This window comes from Candidatus Methylolitoribacter marinus (genome assembly GCF_051853155.1).
Classification (GTDB): domain Bacteria; phylum Pseudomonadota; class Gammaproteobacteria; order Burkholderiales; family Methylophilaceae; genus BACL14.
On the sequence record NZ_CP124221.1, the window covers coordinates 601,967 to 620,781 of the forward strand.

An 18,815-nucleotide genomic window follows, 5' to 3' on the forward strand; every position below is an offset into this window, starting at 1 on the left:
CTTAGTCGATTGCCCCCGCGGCCGTAATATTCATACCACCATCTACGTAAGTCACTTCACCGGTAATTCCACTTGCGAGATCACTACAAAGAAATGCGGCTACATTACCTACTTCGTCAATCGTCACATTTCGTCTTAATGAAGCGTGTTTTTCGTTAAATGAATACATCTTATCAAAATCAGAGATTCCAGATGCAGCTAAAGTTTTTATAGGACCTGCGGATACAGCATTCACTCGTATCCCCTTAGGTCCTAAACTTTGAGACATATATCTCACATTTGCTTCTAAGCTTGCTTTTGCTAAACCCATAACATTATAGTTAGGCATTGTTCTTTCAGCGCCTAGATAACTGACGGTAAGCAAGCTCGCATCTTTTGATAGCATTGGTAACGCTGCCTTAGCAAGGGCAGTAAAGCTATATGAGCTAACATCATGAGCGATGCGAAAATTTTCTCTTGAGGTGTTTTCGACAAAGTCTCCTTGTAACGCATCTTTTGGTACGAAGGCAATGGAATGAACCAAGATATCAAAATGATCCCAGTGTTTTTTTAATAAACCAAATAGATTGTTTATTTGATCATCATCTGAGACGTCGCAAGGCAATACAATATTTGAATTAAAATTTGCAGCTAGTTTTTGCACTCGCTGCTCATGTTTTTCCATTTGATGAGTGAAGGCTAATTCAGCCCCTTGTTGATGCATTGCCTTTGCAATGCCGTAAGCGATCGAACGATCACTCAATAAACCTAAAATAAGTACACGTTTGTTTTTTAAAAAAGACATGGAAACCTCGTATATAAATATTACGTATTCTGGTCGAAGTTATCTCTAAGACCCTCTCCGAGAAGATTATAACCTAATACGGTAATTAATATTGCTAGTCCAGGAAACAATGACAACCACCAAGCAAATTGGATATATTCTTTTCCATCAGTTAATATATTTCCCCATGAAGCAGTAGGTGCTTGAACTCCAAGCCCGAGGAAACTCAGACCAGATTCTACTAATACAGCGCTAGCAACACCTAAGACGGTACTGACAATAATAGGACCTAGGCTATTTGGTAATAAGTGCGTAAGAATAATTCGGAAGTCACTTGCACCCAAAGTTTGAGCTGCGAGCACAAAGTCTCGCTCTTTTAAACTTAAAAACTCAGCTCTTACCAATCGAGTAACACCCATCCATGAGGTCAGACCGATGACGATCATGATATTCCAGATGGAGGGAGTGAGGAAAGCTATGACGGCAAGAATGAGAAAAAATGAGGGTATGGATAACATGACATCAACTAATCTCATAATTATAGTATCAGCAATGCCACGATAATATCCCGCTAAAGACCCTAAAATGATCCCAATGAATGTAGATATTCCGACAGCGACAATTCCAACAAGAAGTGAAATTTGTGCTCCATGTAACATTCGAGAAAAGACATCCCGACCAAGTGCATCGGTGCCCATCCAGTGGACTTCATCAGGAGATAACAAGATTGCATCGATATTAATATAATTTGGATCAAATGGGCTTAGATAACCTGCAAATATAGCAAGTACTCCTATAATTGAGATAATAATTAACCCAGCTAAAGACATGGGGTTCTTTATAATCTTTTTCATTTGACAAGCCCTCTTCGAATTCTGGGGTCTGCCCATGCATAAGCTAAATCAGCAATTAAATTACCTATTAAGGTCAAGATGGACCCAATAGTTAATATGCCCATCACAACTGGGAAATCTCTCATTAGAACTGCATCATAAAACAATTTACCCATTCCAGGGATGGCAAATATTGATTCCGCAATGACTGAGCCGCCGATTAAGCCAGGTATAGATAATCCTAAGATGGTAATTAATGGAAGTAGAGCATTTTTTAAAGTATGAACAAAAATAACTTTTTTTTCATACAATCCTTTTGCTCGTGCAGTTTTTATGAAGTCTTGATTCAGAATTTCAATCATTCCGTTTCTGACATATAGCGAAATTCCTGCCAATCCACTCAAGCAAGAAATAAATACAGGTAATGCCAGATGTTTTAAAAGATCAAATATTTGACCCAACTTACTCATTTGCTCGTATCCAACAGAATGTAATCCCGATATAGGCAGAACTTGATTCACAACCCCCAATGAGTACATTAAAATCAAGGCTAACCAAAAACCAGGAATGGCAAAACCAATAAATACAAACAGGGTTATGATGCGATCTGGGATCTTATTTTTTTTAATGGCAGCAATTGTTCCAAGCAATATAGAGATCGAAAAAATAAGCAGTATCGTTAAAAAATTAATTAATAGGGTTATAGGCAGTGCTTTTTGAATTAAGCCTGGTTTAATGTTGCCATTTTCATCTTTACTTTCCCATAATACTGGCCTTTGATGGGAAGCAAATGATGAACCAAAGTCCAACTGGACAATTCTTTTTAACCATAACCCATATTGGACAATAATAGGTTTATCAAGATTATATAATTCTCTAAGCTTTTGACGTGACTCCTCACTGGCTTTTGGATTAAACGCACTTTCGTTGGACGTGATATCACCTGGTGCTAAATGCATTATAAAAAAAGATATTAAGCTGATTCCAATTAACATAGGAATCATCCACAGTATTCTTTTGATTAAATAATTTAACATTTAGAGACTCATCTCATTTCTTCTAAATTTTTTTGGAATATACCACTCGTAATCATTATGAAATACACCTGCTGGAGGAGTGATTTTCTTTACACCTTTTATTTTTTTATGAATAGCTGTTAATCCATATCCGGCATACAGATATATAATAGGTTGCTCATCATAAATAATTTTAGAAAACTCGTCGTAGATTTGTTTTCTTCTTTCATTATTCAGTTCTTTTCTTCCGCTCTCAAGAAGATTATCCACTTTAGGGTTGTTATATCCAATAAAGTTGAATTGTCCTGGCCCTTGTTGCGAAGAGTGCCAGATGCTGTATTGGTCTGGATCAAGGGAAAGACTCCAACCTAAAACGACAGCTTCAAACTCACCTGTTTTGATAAACCTGTTCACAAAACTTGCCCATTCAATGACTCTGATACTGACATCAATACCTATATCCTGAAGGCGCCGCTGAATTAGCACTGCAGTCATTTCTCGTTGTTTGTTTTGGTTTGTGAGAATTTCAAAAGCAAGAGGCTTGCCATCTTTTTCGTAGATATTGTTTGCATTCAGTTGGTAGCCAGATTTTTCAAGCAATTCTCTGGATTTACTAACATCAAAAGAAATTTTATTGATCGACCTATTTTCCCAGTAAGTACCCGGCTTATATGGGCTGGTGATTTCTTCGCCTAATCCAAGCAAAACACCATTGATAATTTCTTCTTTGTTGATAGCATAACTAATCGCTTTTCTGATATTGACATCATCAAAAGGCTTTTTCTTTAAATTAAAACCAAAGTAGGTATACCCATTACCCATCTCTTTATAGAGATTAATTTTATCGTTCAACTCAGATCGACTAGGGAAGACTCTTGAGTACTGAATTGGGTTTATATTCATCAAATCAATATTTCCTGCAATCAGTTCCATAAATTGGGATGATAGGTCAGGAATGATTCTGGTTATCTTTTTTTCTAGAAGTGGTCGACCATGGACGGAGTTAGGGTTAGTTTTGAGCTTTACCTGCTGACCGGTTGTCCATTCATCTAGGGCATAGAAGTTAGTACCTGTAGGGTTTAATGAGAAGTAGGTGTCGTTAATATTTTCATTTTTAAGTAAATGTTCTGGGAGTATGTGCAAGGACGCCCATGTTTCAAGGGCAGGAGCATAAGGTTCATCGTACTCAGCAATAAATATGTGATTGTTTGCACATGAAGCTGAACTGACCAGTTGATAATCAGACCCGTAAGGAGTTCTAGTATCTGGGTCAGTTACTTTCTTCCAAGTAAATAGCACATCTTCACATGTAAACGGTTTGTCGTCAGCCCATTTAATATCTTGCTTTAAATTAAATGTAATTTTTTTATAATCATCAGAAATTGTCCAACTGTCGGCCAGGTCTCCTTCAAAACCAAGATTTTGATCATATTTTAAGAGTGCATTGAAAATTTGTCCTGCAATCGCTGAAGAAGCTGAATCTCCAGCAATCATAGCAATCAGGTTATTTGGCTCGCCAATCATTGCATTGGTCAGCACACCTCCAGATTCTGGTGGGATAGGGTCATCATAGTTGGTATTGTCAAGATTTTGACTATTATTACAACCAACGACAAGACTTAAAAAAATTAAAGCTAAAAACTTATGCATATATCCTTATTGAGGAATATCGATGTACTTACCTACGATTATTTTTGTGCTTTTGAGTTCATTAAACTCCATTAAATCTTTGATTGAGATCTTATATTTTTTAGCTATTCCGCCCAACGTATCTCCTGGTTTAATCTTATGGGTAATAATCGTTGAGTAGGAGTATAAATTATCTGTGTTAATTGGATACTTCTTTAAAACATCAGGTGACGCAGGAATTAAGATAATTTTGTTTTTAAGAGTTTGATTGCTTCTTAATTGATTAATCTTAATTAATTCCTTTATATCAATATTAAATTTTTTAGCCACATGGTTTACCTTTTCTCCTTTGATGGGTGTATACGAAATCCAGTTGGTTAGGGGATCCTTATATTCTTCCAAATTTTTCAAAAATGTATCCACACTGTCAACAGGTAATAGTATATCCTGAGCACCAAAATGGGCTTTCATTAAGGGTCGGTTATGTTCAGCATTCAATAATTGGAATTCTTCGAAGGGTATATCTGCTAATTCAGCTGCTAAATGTGTATCCATTTCATCAGGAACATTAACAACTTGGAAATAAGGTTTATCTGGAATGTCCTTAATATACAGTTGAAATCTTTCAGGATCTTGAATAATTTTTTTGACCGCTAACAATTTTGGTACATAGTTTGTTGTCTCTTTAGGTAGTTTGAGGGAATAATAATCAGTAGCTAATTTTCTTTTTTTATTTCTTAAAATAGCTCTTTTTACTCGACCCTCTCCAGCATTATAAGCTGCTAGAGCTAATTCCCAGGACCCAAAAAGATTATGAAGATACTCAAGGTAGTCCAAGGCAGCATTAGTTGAGTCAATAATATTTCGCCTCTTATCTCTCCACCAGTCTTGCTCAAGGCCAAATAATTTTCCTGTTGATGGAATAAACTGCCATACTCCTACTGCTTTTTGCCTTGATTTAGCAATAGGATTGTAAGCACTTTCAATCATAGGAAGTAGAGCTATTTCCATTGGCATGTTTCTTTTTTCTACCTCTTCGACAACATGAAATAAGTAACGAGATGATCTTTCGATCATCCTCTCAACATACTCGGGTCTAGATTGGTACCATTTTGCATATTCTTTAACTCTTCTGTTATCAATATCTTTAATAGCAAATCCATTTTGTATTCTTTCCCATAAATTTTTATCTCCCTCAATGTAGTGCACTGTCTTTTCATTGTCCAGCAATGGATCATCAAACAATTCAAGAGTTACGCCCTCGACATTTTCAATTGTAGTTGGGAATTCAAAGGAATTTGAAAAAAGGGAGGGGCTCAGGAGGATTGAAAAAAACAGTAATATATATTTCATTAAAATAGGTCTTTTGCTTCTCTTAATTTTTTAAATTCTTCAAATGAAGAGTTAAGGAATGGATTTGATTCTAACTCATCCTTCAATAAAGAGGGCAAAGTAATCATTGATTTTGATAAATCTTGGTGTTTATTTTTATAAAACTCATTATCTTTGAAATAATATTTTAAAAATTCGAGGTTTTTTAGTGTGTATTCATGTGTGCAATAAACCTTTGAGTTTGGATCAATCGACTTGATTTTTTTCAGGCTGTCATACATTTGTCCAAAAGAACCTTCAAAAATTCGCCCACATCCAAAACTAAACAAAGTGTCACCACAAAATAAAAGCTCATTACCATGATAAATTATATGTTCTAAAGTGTGCCCTGGGACTTCTATTACTGATAATTCTAATTTGTTATCGAAAAGCTGAATTTTGCTATTTTCTTGAACTTGATGATATTTAAAATTAAATTTTTTATGATATGGGGCATACACTGGAACGTTAAATTGATTAGTGATCTCATTGACCCCTCCAATGTGGTCGTGGTGATGGTGAGTAATCAGTATGGATGTTAAATCAAGATTGTTTTCGTGATGGTATTTTAAAACTGGATCAGATAAACCGGGGTCAATCACAACAGTCATTTTGTCGTGAATGATTGTCCAAATGTAGTTATCATTTAGAATAGGGATGGGAACAACTTTAAACATTAACTAATTATAAACTTAAACATGGCTTGGTTTGAAACAAAAAGAGGTTCGGATTTATTGTCATTAGAGCAAAAAATTCTCGATCAATTATTTGATCATTTGTTTGGGTACAACATTGTCCAGATTGGCAATCATCGAACATTGATTGAAAATTCTAGGTTTAAGAATAAATACACATGCAAGCAAATTCAATTTAATGCTGAGCAAATGCCCTTTGAGTCAGATAGCATTGATTGTATTGTTCTTCCTCATCAAAATACAGAAGATGAAAGGATATTATCTGAAGTTTATCGTTCTTTGATCCCTCATGGCCATGCGATATTTATAAACTTTAATCCATGGAGCCCAATAGGGTTAAGAACTTTTTTTTCTATGAGTTCAGAGGAGCCATGGAATCAAAATCTTGAGAGCTTTACCTCTTTTCAAAATAAATTATTAAAACAGGAATTTGAGATTGTAAATGGAAAATTTTTTGGATATCACCCACGCTTTAAGTCAGCATCAAATAAGTCGAGGTGGGATAAAATTGGTGACCGATGGTTTCCATTGTTTGCGAATATTTATTTAATTGTTGTACGAAAAAAAATATTTACCATGACCCCAATTAAACCATCATGGAATGGTAAAATTCAGAGAAACCAAGTAAAAGTAAAAGAAACATATGAGCTATAGAATTTATACAGATGGATCATGTCATGGGAACCCTGGTCCTGGTGGCTGGGCATTTGTAATTGTTTCAGATGGAAGAGTTGTGATGGAAAAGTCTGGATCTATGAAAGAAACCACAAATAATCAAATGGAATTATCTGCAGCCATTCAAGGACTTTTTTATTTCAATGAACATGTTCAATTAAAGGAGGTACATTTATTCACTGACTCTAAATATGTTATTGATGGCATTAATTCTTGGATTCATGGGTGGAAGAAAAACAACTGGAAAACATCAACGAAAAAGCCTGTTAAAAATGAAGAGTTATGGAGGAGTCTAGATGAATTAAATTCAAAATTAACAGTGAATTGGAATTGGATCAAAGGCCATAGCGGTGATATTTTTAATGATAAAGTAGATCTATTGGCAAATAATGCAACAGTAGGAGATTGTGTTTAATGAGACAGATATTTTTAGATACTGAAACGACAGGTCTGGATCCTGCTCAAGGACACCGCATTATTGAGATTGCTGCTATTGAAATGATCAATCGTCAAGTAACCAGTAATCAATTTCACGCATACATCAACCCGGAAAGAGAAATTGATGAAGCTGCACAGGAAGTTCATGGCCTTACATTAGAATTTCTTTCTGATAAGCCCAGCTTTGAATCTATTTCCGAAAAATTTATTAACTTTATTTCTGATGCAGAATTGATTATTCATAATGCTCCATTTGATATTGGTTTTTTAAATATGGAGTTAGGAAGAATAAAAAAAGGAATTATTGAAGATTATGTTCAGATTATTACGGATTCATTGGTTATGGCAAGGGAATTGAGGCCTGGGCAAAGAAATAACTTAGATGCCCTATGCAGACATTACGGGGTTGATAATTCTGAAAGAAATTTGCACGGGGCCCTGCTTGATTCACTTTTGCTCGCAGAAGTCTTCATTGGAATGACCAGGGGGCAGGAAGCTTTAGAAATAGATTTTAATAATCAAGAAAAATTATCGATCGATTTTGATAAAGATATATTAAAAAAATTAAAAGTAGTTAACGCTAGCCAGAAAGAACTTGAGCTTCATCAAGAATACTTAAACAAAATTAAACACTAAGATGATGATGCATCAGCCCAGTTGTTTGGCGTCTCGTACAGCCGAACAAGACTTGGCTTAATCTTACCATCAAACTTATCGTTAAAAGCCGCCTCAAGCATCTGAAATGCGATCAATGCCATATTTTCAGCAGTAGGGACTCTCTCTAAAATGACCGTCTTATGATCCTTGATTTGATTTAAAAAATTTAGAACTTCCAAGTCCTTTTTATAAACAATAAATGCATGATCCCAAGGATCTACAATCGTCGTTCTTATTAGTTCTTTTGCATCCTTAAAATCTAAAACCATACCAAAGTCAGATTGGTGTTCTTGCTGAATAATTTCTCCACATAGCGAAACTTCTATAGCATAGCGATGACCGTGTAAATTTTTACATGTTGATTTATGATTTGGAATTCTATGGCCAGCATCAAATTCCATTCTCGATGTAATTATCATTTAGCTTCTAAAGCCTTAATTCTTGCCATCGCAGGAGGGTGGCTATCATAAAAATTAGAGTAAAGATTGTCCGGCGTTAATGTTGAAGCATTGTCTCTATAAAGCTTAATGAGCGATTCTTTTAAATCTTTAGCAGGAGTAAATTTACATGCATAGGCATCTGCTTCATATTCATTTTTTCTTGAATAATGCGCCATAAAAGGCCTCACAAAAAATAAAAATAATGGTGAAATAAGAAAAAATAGAAGGAGTGCAATTGCATTTGTTTGGCTCTCAACACCCAGACCTAAATAAAACCAATCATTTGACTTAAGTAAATCTAAAAAATAAAGACCTATAAAAGATAGTACAAAAAGAAAAATTATTCTCTTCTTCACATGATTATGGGCAAAGTGCCCTAATTCATGAGCCAAAACTGCTAAGATTTCATTAGGTGAAAGTTTTTCAAGCAGTGTGTCAAAGAAGACTATTCTTTTTGCTTTACCAAAACCAGTAAAGTAAGCATTTCCATGTGTGCTTCTTAATGAACCATTCATTACAAATAAACCATCAGATTCAAATCCACATTTCTTTAGGAGTTGTTCTATTTTTGCTTTTAATTTTTTATCTTCCATGGGTTTAAACTTGTTGAAAATAGGTGCAATGTAGAGGGGGTATATTGCCAACATAGTTACGTTGAAGATTGAAAGAAAAATCCACAACCAAAACCACCAATAATCACCAAGATTACCAAAAATCCAAAGTGCAATGAAAATGACTGGCAACATAATAACAATTGATACAAGGCTTTGTTTAATTAAATCTGACACATATAAGGAGAGGGTCATTTTATTGAACCCAAATTTATCGTCAATCACAAATGTTTTAATTAAGCCTAGAGGAGCTTCGATGATACTCGATATGATAATTACAGAAAAGATTAATACAACCCCTTGCAAAATTTCATTTTCAAAATATTGAAAAGCAAGTTCATTGATGTAGTTAATCAAACCACCAAGGGTGAGTATAAATAAGAAGATGGCCTGTACTATAAATCCAAATATATTAATTTTTGCTTTCGCAGACGTATATAATGCTGCTTTTTTATGATCTTTTGGTTTTACAATTTTCTTGAAATCTTTTGGGACTTCATTTTGATTGCTGAGCGCACTAGCATTTTGTCGAATTGATAAGTAGATCTCGGTTATTGTTGAGAGAATTAATAAAAACAGAAAAATATAAGTAAAAGTCATTGTTGTATTCATTAGCTAAAATCAGCATTTTAAAGTAAAAGAAATGTTAAAGTTATATATGTCTTCAAATGTATAAATTTTAATGGAAATCATGACAAAAAATAACAATAACTTAGTATGGATTGATATGGAAATGACCGGATTAAATCCAGGGACCGATAAGATCATAGAGGTTGCTGTTATTGTTACCGATCCTCATCTAGAAATAATTGCTGAAGCACCAGTTTATGTCATAAAACAATCAAGTGAATTATTGGATTCTATGGATGCTTGGAATACAAATACCCACTCAAAGTCAGGTTTAATTGACAAAGTAAAGCAATCTCAAACCACTGAAGATGTGGCTGAGCGTGAGCTGATTGGTTTTTTAAGCCAATATGTGGATAAGAGTAAATCCCCGATGTGCGGAAATTCGATATGCCAGGATAGACGATTTATGGCAAATTATATGCCTCAATTAGAGTCATATTTTCATTACAGAAACCTGGATGTCAGCGTATTTAAAGAATTGGCTAAAAGATGGAAACCAAGCCTTCTAGGAAAATTCAAAAAGTCAGCAAAACATGAAGCTCTGGCAGATATTAAAGAATCAATTGAAGAATTAAGATATTATCGCGAACATTTTTTAAAGTTTGATAATGAATAACCTATATCAGTTTTTTGTAATTGGCTTGTTTGCAGCTTTTGGAGCAATGCTGAGGTATTTTTTTGTTTTATTATGGCCATTTAATTTTTTTATTATCAACGGAGTTCTGGTTGCTAATATTGTTGGTTGTTTTTTAATGGGTGTTGTGTTGTATCTAGATTCACAATATCAAATTATGAGCCAAGTTATTAGAATCGGTATCGTAGTTGGATTTTTAGGAAGTTTGACAACATTCTCAAGCTTTGGAGCTCAGTTTTTTGGATTCATTGAAGAAAAGCTTTTTTTAAAAGCTTTTCTTCATATCTCACTTACCGTTTTTTTGTCTTTAGTGTCTATTTATTTCGGATACTGGTTAATGAGTCTACTTTTCAGCCGTTTTTTTAGTTGATTTCTTTGATGAAGCCCTGGTGCTCGCAGCCTTAGCTGATTTTTTTGCCGCATCTTTTGTCTCAACCATTACCAACTTTTCTGTTTTTTTAGCTGTTGTTTTTTCACTTTTAGCCCACGCAGCTTTTTTTCTTTGAGCTGGTTTTTTTACTTCTTCATTTGGAATTATCTCCGAAATAGATTTTTTATCTGTTTCAACTAACTTTAACCCGACATCAGCAAGATTTATATCTTTTAGATCCTCAACTTTTCTCTTAGGTCGATTTCTCTTTGGTTTATCTTTGGGTTGATTGCTAGCATCTAAATTTTTATTGCTGTTTTTTGCAATATCAACAGGAGTTTCAACTATAGCCTGCTCGGTTTTTTTATCGACATTTTCTTGGTTTTGTTGATTTGATCTATAGTTTCGTGAGCGATTATTTCTCCTTCTTCTATTATTTTTGAACGGTTTTTTATTAGCTTCGTTCACCTGTGAGTCTTGTGGTGATTCATTGTCGCTTGAAGAATCAGAAACAACCTCGGAAGACTCCTCAACAGCATCGTCGCTAGCAATCAATCCCCTTATGAATCCAAACAGTGATTTATTTTTGGTTTTTTTAGATCTTTTTTCTGGAATAACACCTTTTACAACAGGAGTCTGTTTTTCATTTATTTCAACATCACTATCTTCAAAAGTCTCAATATCAGGAACATCTATCTCTTGATAACTTAATTCTTTTTTATTACCTAAATCTGACGATGTAATCTTGTACTGAGGAACATCAAAGTATTTGTTAGCAATAATAAATATTTTATTATTTCCATCTGACTCAGCTTGAATAATTATTTCTCTTTTTTCATTTAATAGAAAAGTTGCAACATCGACAGGCACTTGAACTGAGATTTTTTGCCCCTGTTTTTTATTTGATTGTTCTTGAATCATTCTGATTATATGTAACGCAGATGATTGAAAATCACGAATTCGTCCTGTCCCGTTACACTTTGGACATTCGCCATTGCTTGTTTCTCCAATGCTCGGCCTTAATCGCTGCCTGGAGAGTTCCATTAATCCAAATCTTGATATTCGACCCGTTTGAATTCTCGCCTTATCATGCTTTAATGCATCCCTTAAGCAGTCTTCAACTTCCCTTTGATGTTTGGGATTTTCCATATCGATAAAATCAACTACAATTAACCCACCAATATCTCGGAGCCTTAATTGCTTAGCAACTTCTCTTGCAGCTTCAATATTGGTATTAAAAGCAGTATTTTCAATATCTCTACCTTTGGTTGATCGGCTAGAGTTAACATCAATTGATACTAATGCTTCGGTGTGATCAATTACAATAACCCCTCCTGATGGCAGCTGAACTTCTCTTAAGAATGCAGATTCGATTTGATTTTCAATTTTAAATTTTGAAAAGAGAGCGGTGCTGTCTTCGTAAAGTTGGATACGATCAGCATAATCAGGCATTACATGGTTCATGAATTGCGATGCTTGGTCATAGATATCTTGATTATCAATTAAGATTTCTTCTATATCGGTGTTGAAATAGTCTCTAATAGCTCTAATAACGAGATTACTTTCTTGATAGATTAAGAACGGGGCTGCTTGTTGAACTGAAGCTCCTTGAATTGCTTCAGAAAGTTGCGTCAGGTAATCAAGATCCCATTGAATCTCCTCAACATTAGCACCAATGCCGGCTGTGCGACCAATAACACTCATCCCTTTTTTTACTTTCAACTGAGAAAGAACTTCTTTAAAGTTAGTTCTTTCATCTCCCTCAATTCTTCTAGAAATTCCACCACTTTCTGGGCTATTGGACATTAACACAATATATCTTCCCGCAAGAGATAAAAACGTTGTGAGGGCAGCTCCCTTGTTACCACGTTCTTCTTTTGAGACCTGGACAATTACTTCTTGACCTTCATTGATTACATCAGAAATGGACAAGTTTTTTTTGCGGGATTTTTTGGAATAAAATTCTTTTGCAATTTCTTTAAAGGGAAGAAAACCATGTCGATTAACTCCATAATCCACAAAAGCTGCTTCTAGTGAGGGTTCAACACGGGTAATCGTACCTTTATAAATATTACTCTTTCTTTGTTCCCTAGTACTTCTTTCATAGTCTAGGTCCTCAATAGTAGAGTCATTGATGATCGCTACACGTATTTCTTCAGATTGAGTTGCATTAAATAGCATCCTCTTCATTATCATATCTCCTTATAGATAAGAAGATTCTGATAGGAATAATTTTAAGCTTTTCGTTTCAAACCTTAAGCTTAATTAAATTCTTATATCAAAAATCTTGTTTAAAAATTGCAACTCTTAACATCTATTTGTAAATGAGGTTACAATCTTTCATGTTCAAAAAATTCTTTAAAAATCAACTATTTTGATTTAAAGACTACTGGAAGAGTATAGGGTAAAACGGATAAAAAGAAAACAATTAGATGCAGAATAAGCAAATTCAATATATAGAAATAGATGATTCATCTGAAGATCAGCGAATTGATAATTTTTTATTTAAATTATTTAAGGATGTTCCAAAAAATCATATATTCAAAATTATCCGCAATGGAGAGGTGAGGGTTAATAAGAAAAGAATAAAAACTCTTTATAAGTTAAAAATTAATGATGTAGTAAGGATTCCTCCGATTGATTTTATAGAGAAGAAAGAAAAAACACCTTCAACCGCATTTAAACCAGAAATTATTTTCGAAGATGAATGGTTATTGGTAGTAAATAAGCCTAATGGCTTAGCTGTGCATGGAGGGAGTGGAATTGATTTTGGATTAATTGAGCTTATGAGACACCTAAACCCAGAACATAGGTTTTTAGAGTTGGTGCATCGTATCGATAAAAATACTTCCGGTATTATTGTGATAGCAAAAAAAAGGTCTGCACTAAGATTAATGCAAGAACTTTTTCGTAACAAAAAGATTAAAAAAAATTATCTAGTTGCAGTCAAAGGAAATTGGGACTTACAAAAGAAAGAAGTGATTCTTCGTTTAGAAAAAAAACAAACACCTGAGGGTCATCATGTAAATGTGGTCGAGGATCCTTTGAAGGGAAAGTTATCCAAGTCTATATTTTATCTTGTGAAAAAAATGCCACATAAATCATTATTATCTGCACAAATAATTACTGGCAGAACCCATCAAATTCGTGTTCAGCTTGCTTTCTTGGGATTTCCGGTGCTTGGCGATGATAAATACGGTGATTTTGCACTCAATAAAAAATTACATTCAAGTGGGTTAAAAAGAATGTTTCTTCACGCTCACAAGTTATCTTTCACGCATCCATTTACTGAAGAAAAGGTAGAGTTAGTTGCTGACTTACCAATAGAGCTTGGAAAATTTTTTGATGAGTAAGTTAATTATTTTTGATTGGGATGGGACTATTGTTGATAGCACATCTCATATTGTTCAATCAATTAATCAAGCATGTTTCACATTATACAAACAAACTTTTGATGAAAAAAAAATAAAATCAGTAATTGGATTAAGCCTTCCGATTGCATTTAAAACTCTTACAGGTTCAGAATCTCAAACAGAATTTAATGAGTTCGCTGATTTATATAAAAAGCTTTATATTGTTGAGCGTCCAAGACCTTTTGAGAGCGTCATTTTAGGTTTAGATCGATTGAAAAATAATAACTTTACTCTAGCAGTCGCTACCGGAAAAAGCCGACGTGGACTAGATAATGATTTTACAGCCTATGATCTACGAAAGTATTTTAGCGACTCAAAAACTGCTGATGAATGTTTTTCAAAGCCACATCCTCAGATGATTGAAGAGATATACACAAATCTAATGTTTGATCGCACATCCGTTACAATGGTGGGAGATTCACTAATGGACCAAAATATGGCAAAAAATGCCCATGTTAACTTTGTTGGAGTAAACTATGGTGCAAGCTCACTGGGGGATTTTGATGATTATGGAAATTTCTTTGCTGACTCTCCCATCGTTCTATTTGATTGGTTATTAAATAATGCCTGAGTCAATTATCTTTGAAAAAAACAAAATTATAAATTCAGCCACAAAGGCTGTTAAAGCATATGTAACTAATGAAACATCAATATTTGTTGTTTATTATGAAGGTGAATTTCATGCTTATATTAACCAATGTCAACATCTACCAGTTGAGCTTGATTGGGATGATGCACATTATTTCGATGAAACAGAAAAATTTTTGATTTGTGCAACTCATGGAGCTGTCTATGATCCAAAAAATGGCCATTGTCTTTCCGGACCATGCAAGTCAAAATACCTAAAAAAATTAGAGGTTATTGAGAGAAATCATAAAATTGAGGTAATTTACGATGACAGTAAAAAATAAAGATCAAGAAGTTAAAGACCAGGCACTGAATACGTTACTGAATAATATCTTCATTGAAAATAGAAGAAATCGCAGATGGAGTAATTTTTTTAAAATTGTTACCTTCTTGTATCTTTTTATCCTTCTTTTTATATTTCTAGCTAAACCTGGTGATCAAATGAATACTTCAGGGGATTTTACAGCCTTGGTTAAGCTGAATGGCATTATCTCATCAGAATCTGAGATTAATGCAGAGGATGCTATCAAAAGTTTACAAAAGGCGATGAAAAATGAAGGCACTAAGGGACTTATTATAAGTATTAATAGTCCGGGGGGAAGTCCAGTCCAGTCCGCAATGATCAATGATGAAATAAAACGCCTTAAATTGATTTATCCTCAAAAGCCCATCAAGGTTGTTGTTGAGGATGTTTGTGCCTCAGGAGGATATTTTATTGCTGTTGCAGCAGATGATATATATGCAAATAAATCAAGTATTGTTGGCTCGATTGGAGTTTTGATGAATGGTTTTGGTTTTGATCAAGCGATTGAGAAGCTTGGGATTGAAAGACGATTGATGACTGCAGGGAAAAACAAAGGAATTCTTGATCCATTTCAGCCTGTAGATCCTGCTCAAATGAAGCATGTTCAACAACTTCTCGATGAAGTTCATCAGCAATTTATCGCTGCAGTCAAAGAGGGTAGAGGCGATCGATTATCTGAGGACCAATCAATATTCTCAGGGTTGTTTTGGAATGGTGAGTCAGCATACAAATTGGGATTGATTGATGGCTTTGGAACAGTATCATCAATCGCAAAAGATGTAATTGGATATGAAAAAGTGATTGATTTCACGACTTATGAAACCTTTGCTGATCGCTTTGCAAAAAAGCTAGGGGCTGGGATTGGTAGTGTGTTGCATAGTCAAATAATTAATAAAAATTATCAATTAAATTAATTATTTAGCACTTTTTTTTAATGTAATCTATTAGATTATTTGTTGAGGAATCAAAACAGCTGGTTGTCTTTTCACCTTGAATTTTTGGTAAAACGAGGCGGGCAATTTGCTTACCATACTCAACTCCCCACTGGTCAAATGAATTAATATTCCAAATAACTCCTTGGACAAATATTTTATGTTCATAAAGGGCTATGAGCCTACCTAGGTTTTTTGGCGTAAGCTTTTCAAATAGGATAGTATTGCTTGGCCTATTTCCTTCGAATGATCGATGAGGTAGCAAAGAAGATATTTCTTGATCGCTTAACCCTGAATTAATGAGCTCAGATCGCGCCTCATCAATGGTTTTCCCCATCATTAAAGATTGTGATTGAGCAAGTAGATTGGACATCAAGATTTTATGATGAAGATTTTTTTTATCTCCAGGGTTGTAGTGAGATTTTATGGGCATAATAAAATCACATGGTATAAACTGCGTGCCTTGATGAATCAATTGGTAGAAGGCGTGTTGTCCATTTGTACCTGACTCACCCCATATAACTGGACCTGTCTCTAGACATACTCGCTTGCCATCTCGATCAATAAATTTGCCATTGCTTTCCATGTCTGCTTGCTGCAAATAGGATGGCAACAAGGATAGTCCTTGATCATAAGGAAGTATTGCTTGTGTGTTAAATTTAAAGAAATTGTTATACCAAATGCCAATTAAAGCCATCTGAATTGGCATATTTTTTTCTATTGGAGCATGAAGAAAATGTTGATCCATCTCATAGGCACCAGTTTGAAGGGCTTTAAAATTTTGATAACCTAAGAAAATCGAAATAGACAGGCCAATAGATGACCACAAGGAGTATCTTCCACCAACCCAGTCCCAAAAAATAAACATATTTTCTTCGTTTATGCCAAATTCTTTTACTTTTTCGGTATTAGTAGATACGGCAACAAAATGTTGACTGATAGCATCATTATTTTTTGCATGATTTAAAAACCAATGTCGAGCAGAAAAAGCATTGGTCATCGTTTCTTGGGTGGTAAATGTTTTGGAAGCAACTATGAAGAGAGTAGTTTCAGGATCACACTTTTCAAGCGTCAAGGCTAAGTCCGCACCATCTACATTAGACACAAAATGAATTCGTAAATCTTTATGTGAGAAGGGCTGTAATGCTTTACAAACCGTTGCAGGACCCAAATCAGAACCACCGATTCCAATATTCACAATCGTATTAATTTTTTTACCAGTAAAACCTTTCCAGGATCCATCATTAATGGAGTTACTAAAGCTTTCAATCTGCTTTAAAACTTTTTTAACTTCTGGTTTAACATCAATACCATCAACAAAAATAGGATCATCATCTTGCGAACGAAGTGCTGTATGAAGAACTGCACGATCTTCTGTTGTGTTTATTTTATCACCACTAAATTGTTTAGCTCTCCAATCTTCTACATCAGCTTTAATAGCTAATTTGTTAAGAAGGACTAAGGTTTTGTCATTTATTCTATTTTTTGAAAAATCAAATAAAAAATCATCCAATGCTAGGTGAAATTTTTCAAAACGCTGCTCGTCATCTTTAAACAGATCTCGCATCTGAACATTTTTGATATCGTCAAAATGTTTTTTTAGGTCTTGCCACTCGTTGGAGTCAATTATTTTCGTCATTTATAAATGTTAATTTAGGTGAGTAAAATTGAAAGCGCTATTATAGCAAAAAATATATTATTTCTTCGCTTCTTGTTCGGTTATTGCCCATAAAACATGTTCTTTGATTAAATTTGAAGGATCCTCACTTCGTTTTATTAAAGCGTCTATAATTTTTTGATCATGGCCTGCGTTGCCTAGAGCAATTGCGACATTACTAATCCATTTTTCATAACCAATCCTCCTGATGGCGCTTCCATTGAAGTGATCATTAAAACGGTGGTTATCCATCAAAAAGCAGTCCATAAGAGAAATGTTATTTAACTTATGTCTTACAAAAAAATCTATTTCAGTGCTTTTCTTAGCAAATTTATTCCATGGACAGATAATCTGACAATCATCACACCCGTATATTCGATTACCAATTTTTTTCCTAAAGCTTATAGGAATTGTGCCTTTATGTTCAATTGTCCAGTAGGAGATACACTTAGATGCATTTAGATAGTAAGGTTTTTCAATGGCCTGGGTGGGACAAATGTCAATACAGGCTGAGCAAGAGCCGCAGTGGTTTGTGCTTGTTGTGTGATTAAAAACTAATGGAGCGTTCGTATATAGTTCACCAAGAAAGAACCATGAGCCATTATTCTTGTTGAGTAATAATGTATTTTTTCCACGCCAACCTAGTCCAGCCTGAGTCGCAATTTCAATCTCTGGGCTTGGTGCTGAATCAGTAATCGCTCTGTATTTAAAATCAAAATCACTTTCTGTAATTATAGATTCAATCAAACTACCAAAGTGATTAAGTTTTTTCTTTAATGTCTTGTGATAATCCCTTCCAAGAGCATAGCGGGCTATATAGGCTTTATCTTTTTGGTTAATTAGATCAATAAGATTTTCGTTAAGTGGAAGATAGTCAATCCGCACACTAATAATACTTTTCGTGTTAGGTAAAATATTTTCAGGATCAAATTTAATCTCTTGATGATCTTCGAGGTATGACATGGCGCCATGATTTTTAGCGTTAATCCATTCCTTATAAAGTCCCTGATTTTGATTAATTGTTGAATTAGATATCCCTACATCGCTAAATCCTAGCTCTTTACCAGTAGCTATAATTTTTTTTGATATATCTTTCCAATAAGCCTTATCTAACATGAAA

20 protein-coding genes are annotated in these 18,815 nt (G+C 34.4%); 9 read left to right on the top strand and 11 right to left on the bottom strand.

Annotation, left to right across the window (positions count from 1 at the left end):
* Position 1: 1 nt before the first annotated feature.
* The 6 genes from QFA95_RS03200 to gloB are packed head-to-tail and all read right to left on the bottom strand — an operon-like array spanning position 2 to position 6,289.
* A complete protein-coding gene (locus tag QFA95_RS03200; protein WP_486463388.1) occupies positions 2-784 on the bottom strand; it encodes an enoyl-ACP reductase FabI in 783 nt (260 codons plus the stop codon).
* 20 nt (positions 785-804) lie between these two features.
* Complete coding sequence (locus tag QFA95_RS03205) at positions 805-1,617, bottom strand: ABC transporter permease (protein ID WP_486463389.1); 813 nt, start codon at positions 1,615-1,617, stop codon at positions 805-807.
* Positions 1,614-2,633, bottom strand: coding sequence for an ABC transporter permease (locus QFA95_RS03210; RefSeq protein ID WP_486463390.1), 1,020 nt, complete (start codon positions 2,631-2,633; stop codon positions 1,614-1,616). The genes QFA95_RS03205 and QFA95_RS03210 overlap by 4 nt, the downstream gene beginning before the upstream one ends.
* The gene (locus tag QFA95_RS03215) at positions 2,634-4,262 is read right to left on the bottom strand and encodes a peptide-binding protein (protein WP_486463391.1); all 1,629 of its coding nucleotides are present in this window, start codon (positions 4,260-4,262) and stop codon (positions 2,634-2,636) included. It abuts the gene before it with no gap.
* A gap of 6 nt (positions 4,263-4,268) precedes the next feature.
* Positions 4,269-5,594, bottom strand: a complete 1,326-nt coding sequence (locus QFA95_RS03220) for a transglycosylase SLT domain-containing protein (RefSeq protein ID WP_486463392.1) — start codon at positions 5,592-5,594, stop codon at positions 4,269-4,271.
* Positions 5,594-6,289, bottom strand: a complete 696-nt coding sequence (gene gloB, locus QFA95_RS03225; protein WP_486463393.1) for a hydroxyacylglutathione hydrolase — start codon at positions 6,287-6,289, stop codon at positions 5,594-5,596. The genes QFA95_RS03220 and gloB overlap by 1 nt, the downstream gene beginning before the upstream one ends.
* Positions 6,290-6,310: 21 nt before the next feature.
* On the opposite strand from gloB, the gene QFA95_RS03230 reads away from it, so the two are divergent.
* The 3 genes from QFA95_RS03230 to dnaQ are packed head-to-tail and all read left to right on the top strand — an operon-like array spanning position 6,311 to position 8,056.
* Positions 6,311-6,961, top strand: a complete 651-nt coding sequence (locus QFA95_RS03230) for a methyltransferase domain-containing protein (protein ID WP_486463394.1) — start codon at positions 6,311-6,313, stop codon at positions 6,959-6,961.
* Positions 6,951-7,397, top strand: a complete 447-nt coding sequence (gene rnhA, locus QFA95_RS03235) for a ribonuclease HI (RefSeq protein ID WP_486463395.1) — start codon at positions 6,951-6,953, stop codon at positions 7,395-7,397. The genes QFA95_RS03230 and rnhA overlap by 11 nt, the downstream gene beginning before the upstream one ends.
* A complete protein-coding gene (gene dnaQ, locus QFA95_RS03240) occupies positions 7,397-8,056 on the top strand; it encodes a DNA polymerase III subunit epsilon (RefSeq protein ID WP_486463396.1) in 660 nt (219 codons plus the stop codon). Before rnhA ends, dnaQ begins: the two co-directional genes overlap by 1 nt.
* Here the strand turns inward: dnaQ and queD are convergent.
* The gene (gene queD, locus QFA95_RS03245; protein ID WP_486463397.1) at positions 8,053-8,496 is read right to left on the bottom strand and encodes a 6-carboxytetrahydropterin synthase QueD; all 444 of its coding nucleotides are present in this window, start codon (positions 8,494-8,496) and stop codon (positions 8,053-8,055) included. The two genes, dnaQ and queD, sit on opposite strands and share 4 nt — an antisense overlap.
* Positions 8,493-9,740 (bottom strand): M48 family metallopeptidase, encoded by a 1,248-nt coding sequence (locus QFA95_RS03250; protein WP_486463398.1) that lies wholly within the window; start codon positions 9,738-9,740, stop codon positions 8,493-8,495. Before QFA95_RS03250 ends, queD begins: the two co-directional genes overlap by 4 nt.
* A gap of 79 nt (positions 9,741-9,819) precedes the next feature.
* Here QFA95_RS03250 and orn point away from each other — a divergent pair, with 79 nt between their 5' ends.
* Both orn and QFA95_RS03260 read left to right on the top strand, forming a co-directional pair.
* Positions 9,820-10,374 (top strand): oligoribonuclease, encoded by a 555-nt coding sequence (orn, locus tag QFA95_RS03255; protein WP_486463399.1) that lies wholly within the window; start codon positions 9,820-9,822, stop codon positions 10,372-10,374.
* Positions 10,367-10,762, top strand: a complete 396-nt coding sequence (locus QFA95_RS03260) for a fluoride efflux transporter FluC (protein WP_486463400.1) — start codon at positions 10,367-10,369, stop codon at positions 10,760-10,762. Before orn ends, QFA95_RS03260 begins: the two co-directional genes overlap by 8 nt.
* On the opposite strand, the gene QFA95_RS03265 is transcribed toward QFA95_RS03260, so the two are convergent.
* Positions 10,736-12,952, bottom strand: a complete 2,217-nt coding sequence (locus QFA95_RS03265) for an Rne/Rng family ribonuclease (protein WP_486463401.1) — start codon at positions 12,950-12,952, stop codon at positions 10,736-10,738. The two genes, QFA95_RS03260 and QFA95_RS03265, sit on opposite strands and share 27 nt — an antisense overlap.
* A gap of 242 nt (positions 12,953-13,194) precedes the next feature.
* Between QFA95_RS03265 and QFA95_RS03270 the strand changes: the two genes are divergently transcribed.
* From QFA95_RS03270 to sppA, 4 genes are read left to right on the top strand one after another with little or no spacing between them, the layout of a single operon-like run.
* Entirely contained in the window at positions 13,195-14,115 is a 921-nt protein-coding gene (locus QFA95_RS03270) for an RluA family pseudouridine synthase (protein WP_486463402.1), read from the top strand.
* Complete coding sequence (locus tag QFA95_RS03275) at positions 14,108-14,746, top strand: HAD family hydrolase (RefSeq protein WP_486463403.1); 639 nt, start codon at positions 14,108-14,110, stop codon at positions 14,744-14,746. The genes QFA95_RS03270 and QFA95_RS03275 overlap by 8 nt, the downstream gene beginning before the upstream one ends.
* Positions 14,739-15,086 carry a Rieske (2Fe-2S) protein gene (locus tag QFA95_RS03280; protein WP_486463404.1) on the top strand — a complete coding sequence of 116 codons (348 nt, stop codon included), beginning with the start codon at positions 14,739-14,741 and terminating at the stop codon, positions 15,084-15,086. The genes QFA95_RS03275 and QFA95_RS03280 overlap by 8 nt, the downstream gene beginning before the upstream one ends.
* Positions 15,070-16,020, top strand: a complete 951-nt coding sequence (gene sppA, locus QFA95_RS03285; protein WP_486463405.1) for a signal peptide peptidase SppA — start codon at positions 15,070-15,072, stop codon at positions 16,018-16,020. The genes QFA95_RS03280 and sppA overlap by 17 nt, the downstream gene beginning before the upstream one ends.
* Positions 16,021-16,024: 4 nt before the next feature.
* Here the strand turns inward: sppA and pgi are convergent, their stop codons facing one another.
* Entirely contained in the window at positions 16,025-17,677 is a 1,653-nt protein-coding gene (pgi, locus tag QFA95_RS03290) for a glucose-6-phosphate isomerase (RefSeq protein ID WP_486463406.1), read from the bottom strand.
* 57 nt (positions 17,678-17,734) lie between these two features.
* Positions 17,735-18,811, bottom strand: coding sequence for a tRNA epoxyqueuosine(34) reductase QueG (queG, locus tag QFA95_RS03295; RefSeq protein ID WP_486463407.1), 1,077 nt, complete (start codon positions 18,809-18,811; stop codon positions 17,735-17,737).
* Positions 18,812-18,815: the final 4 nt, after the last annotated feature.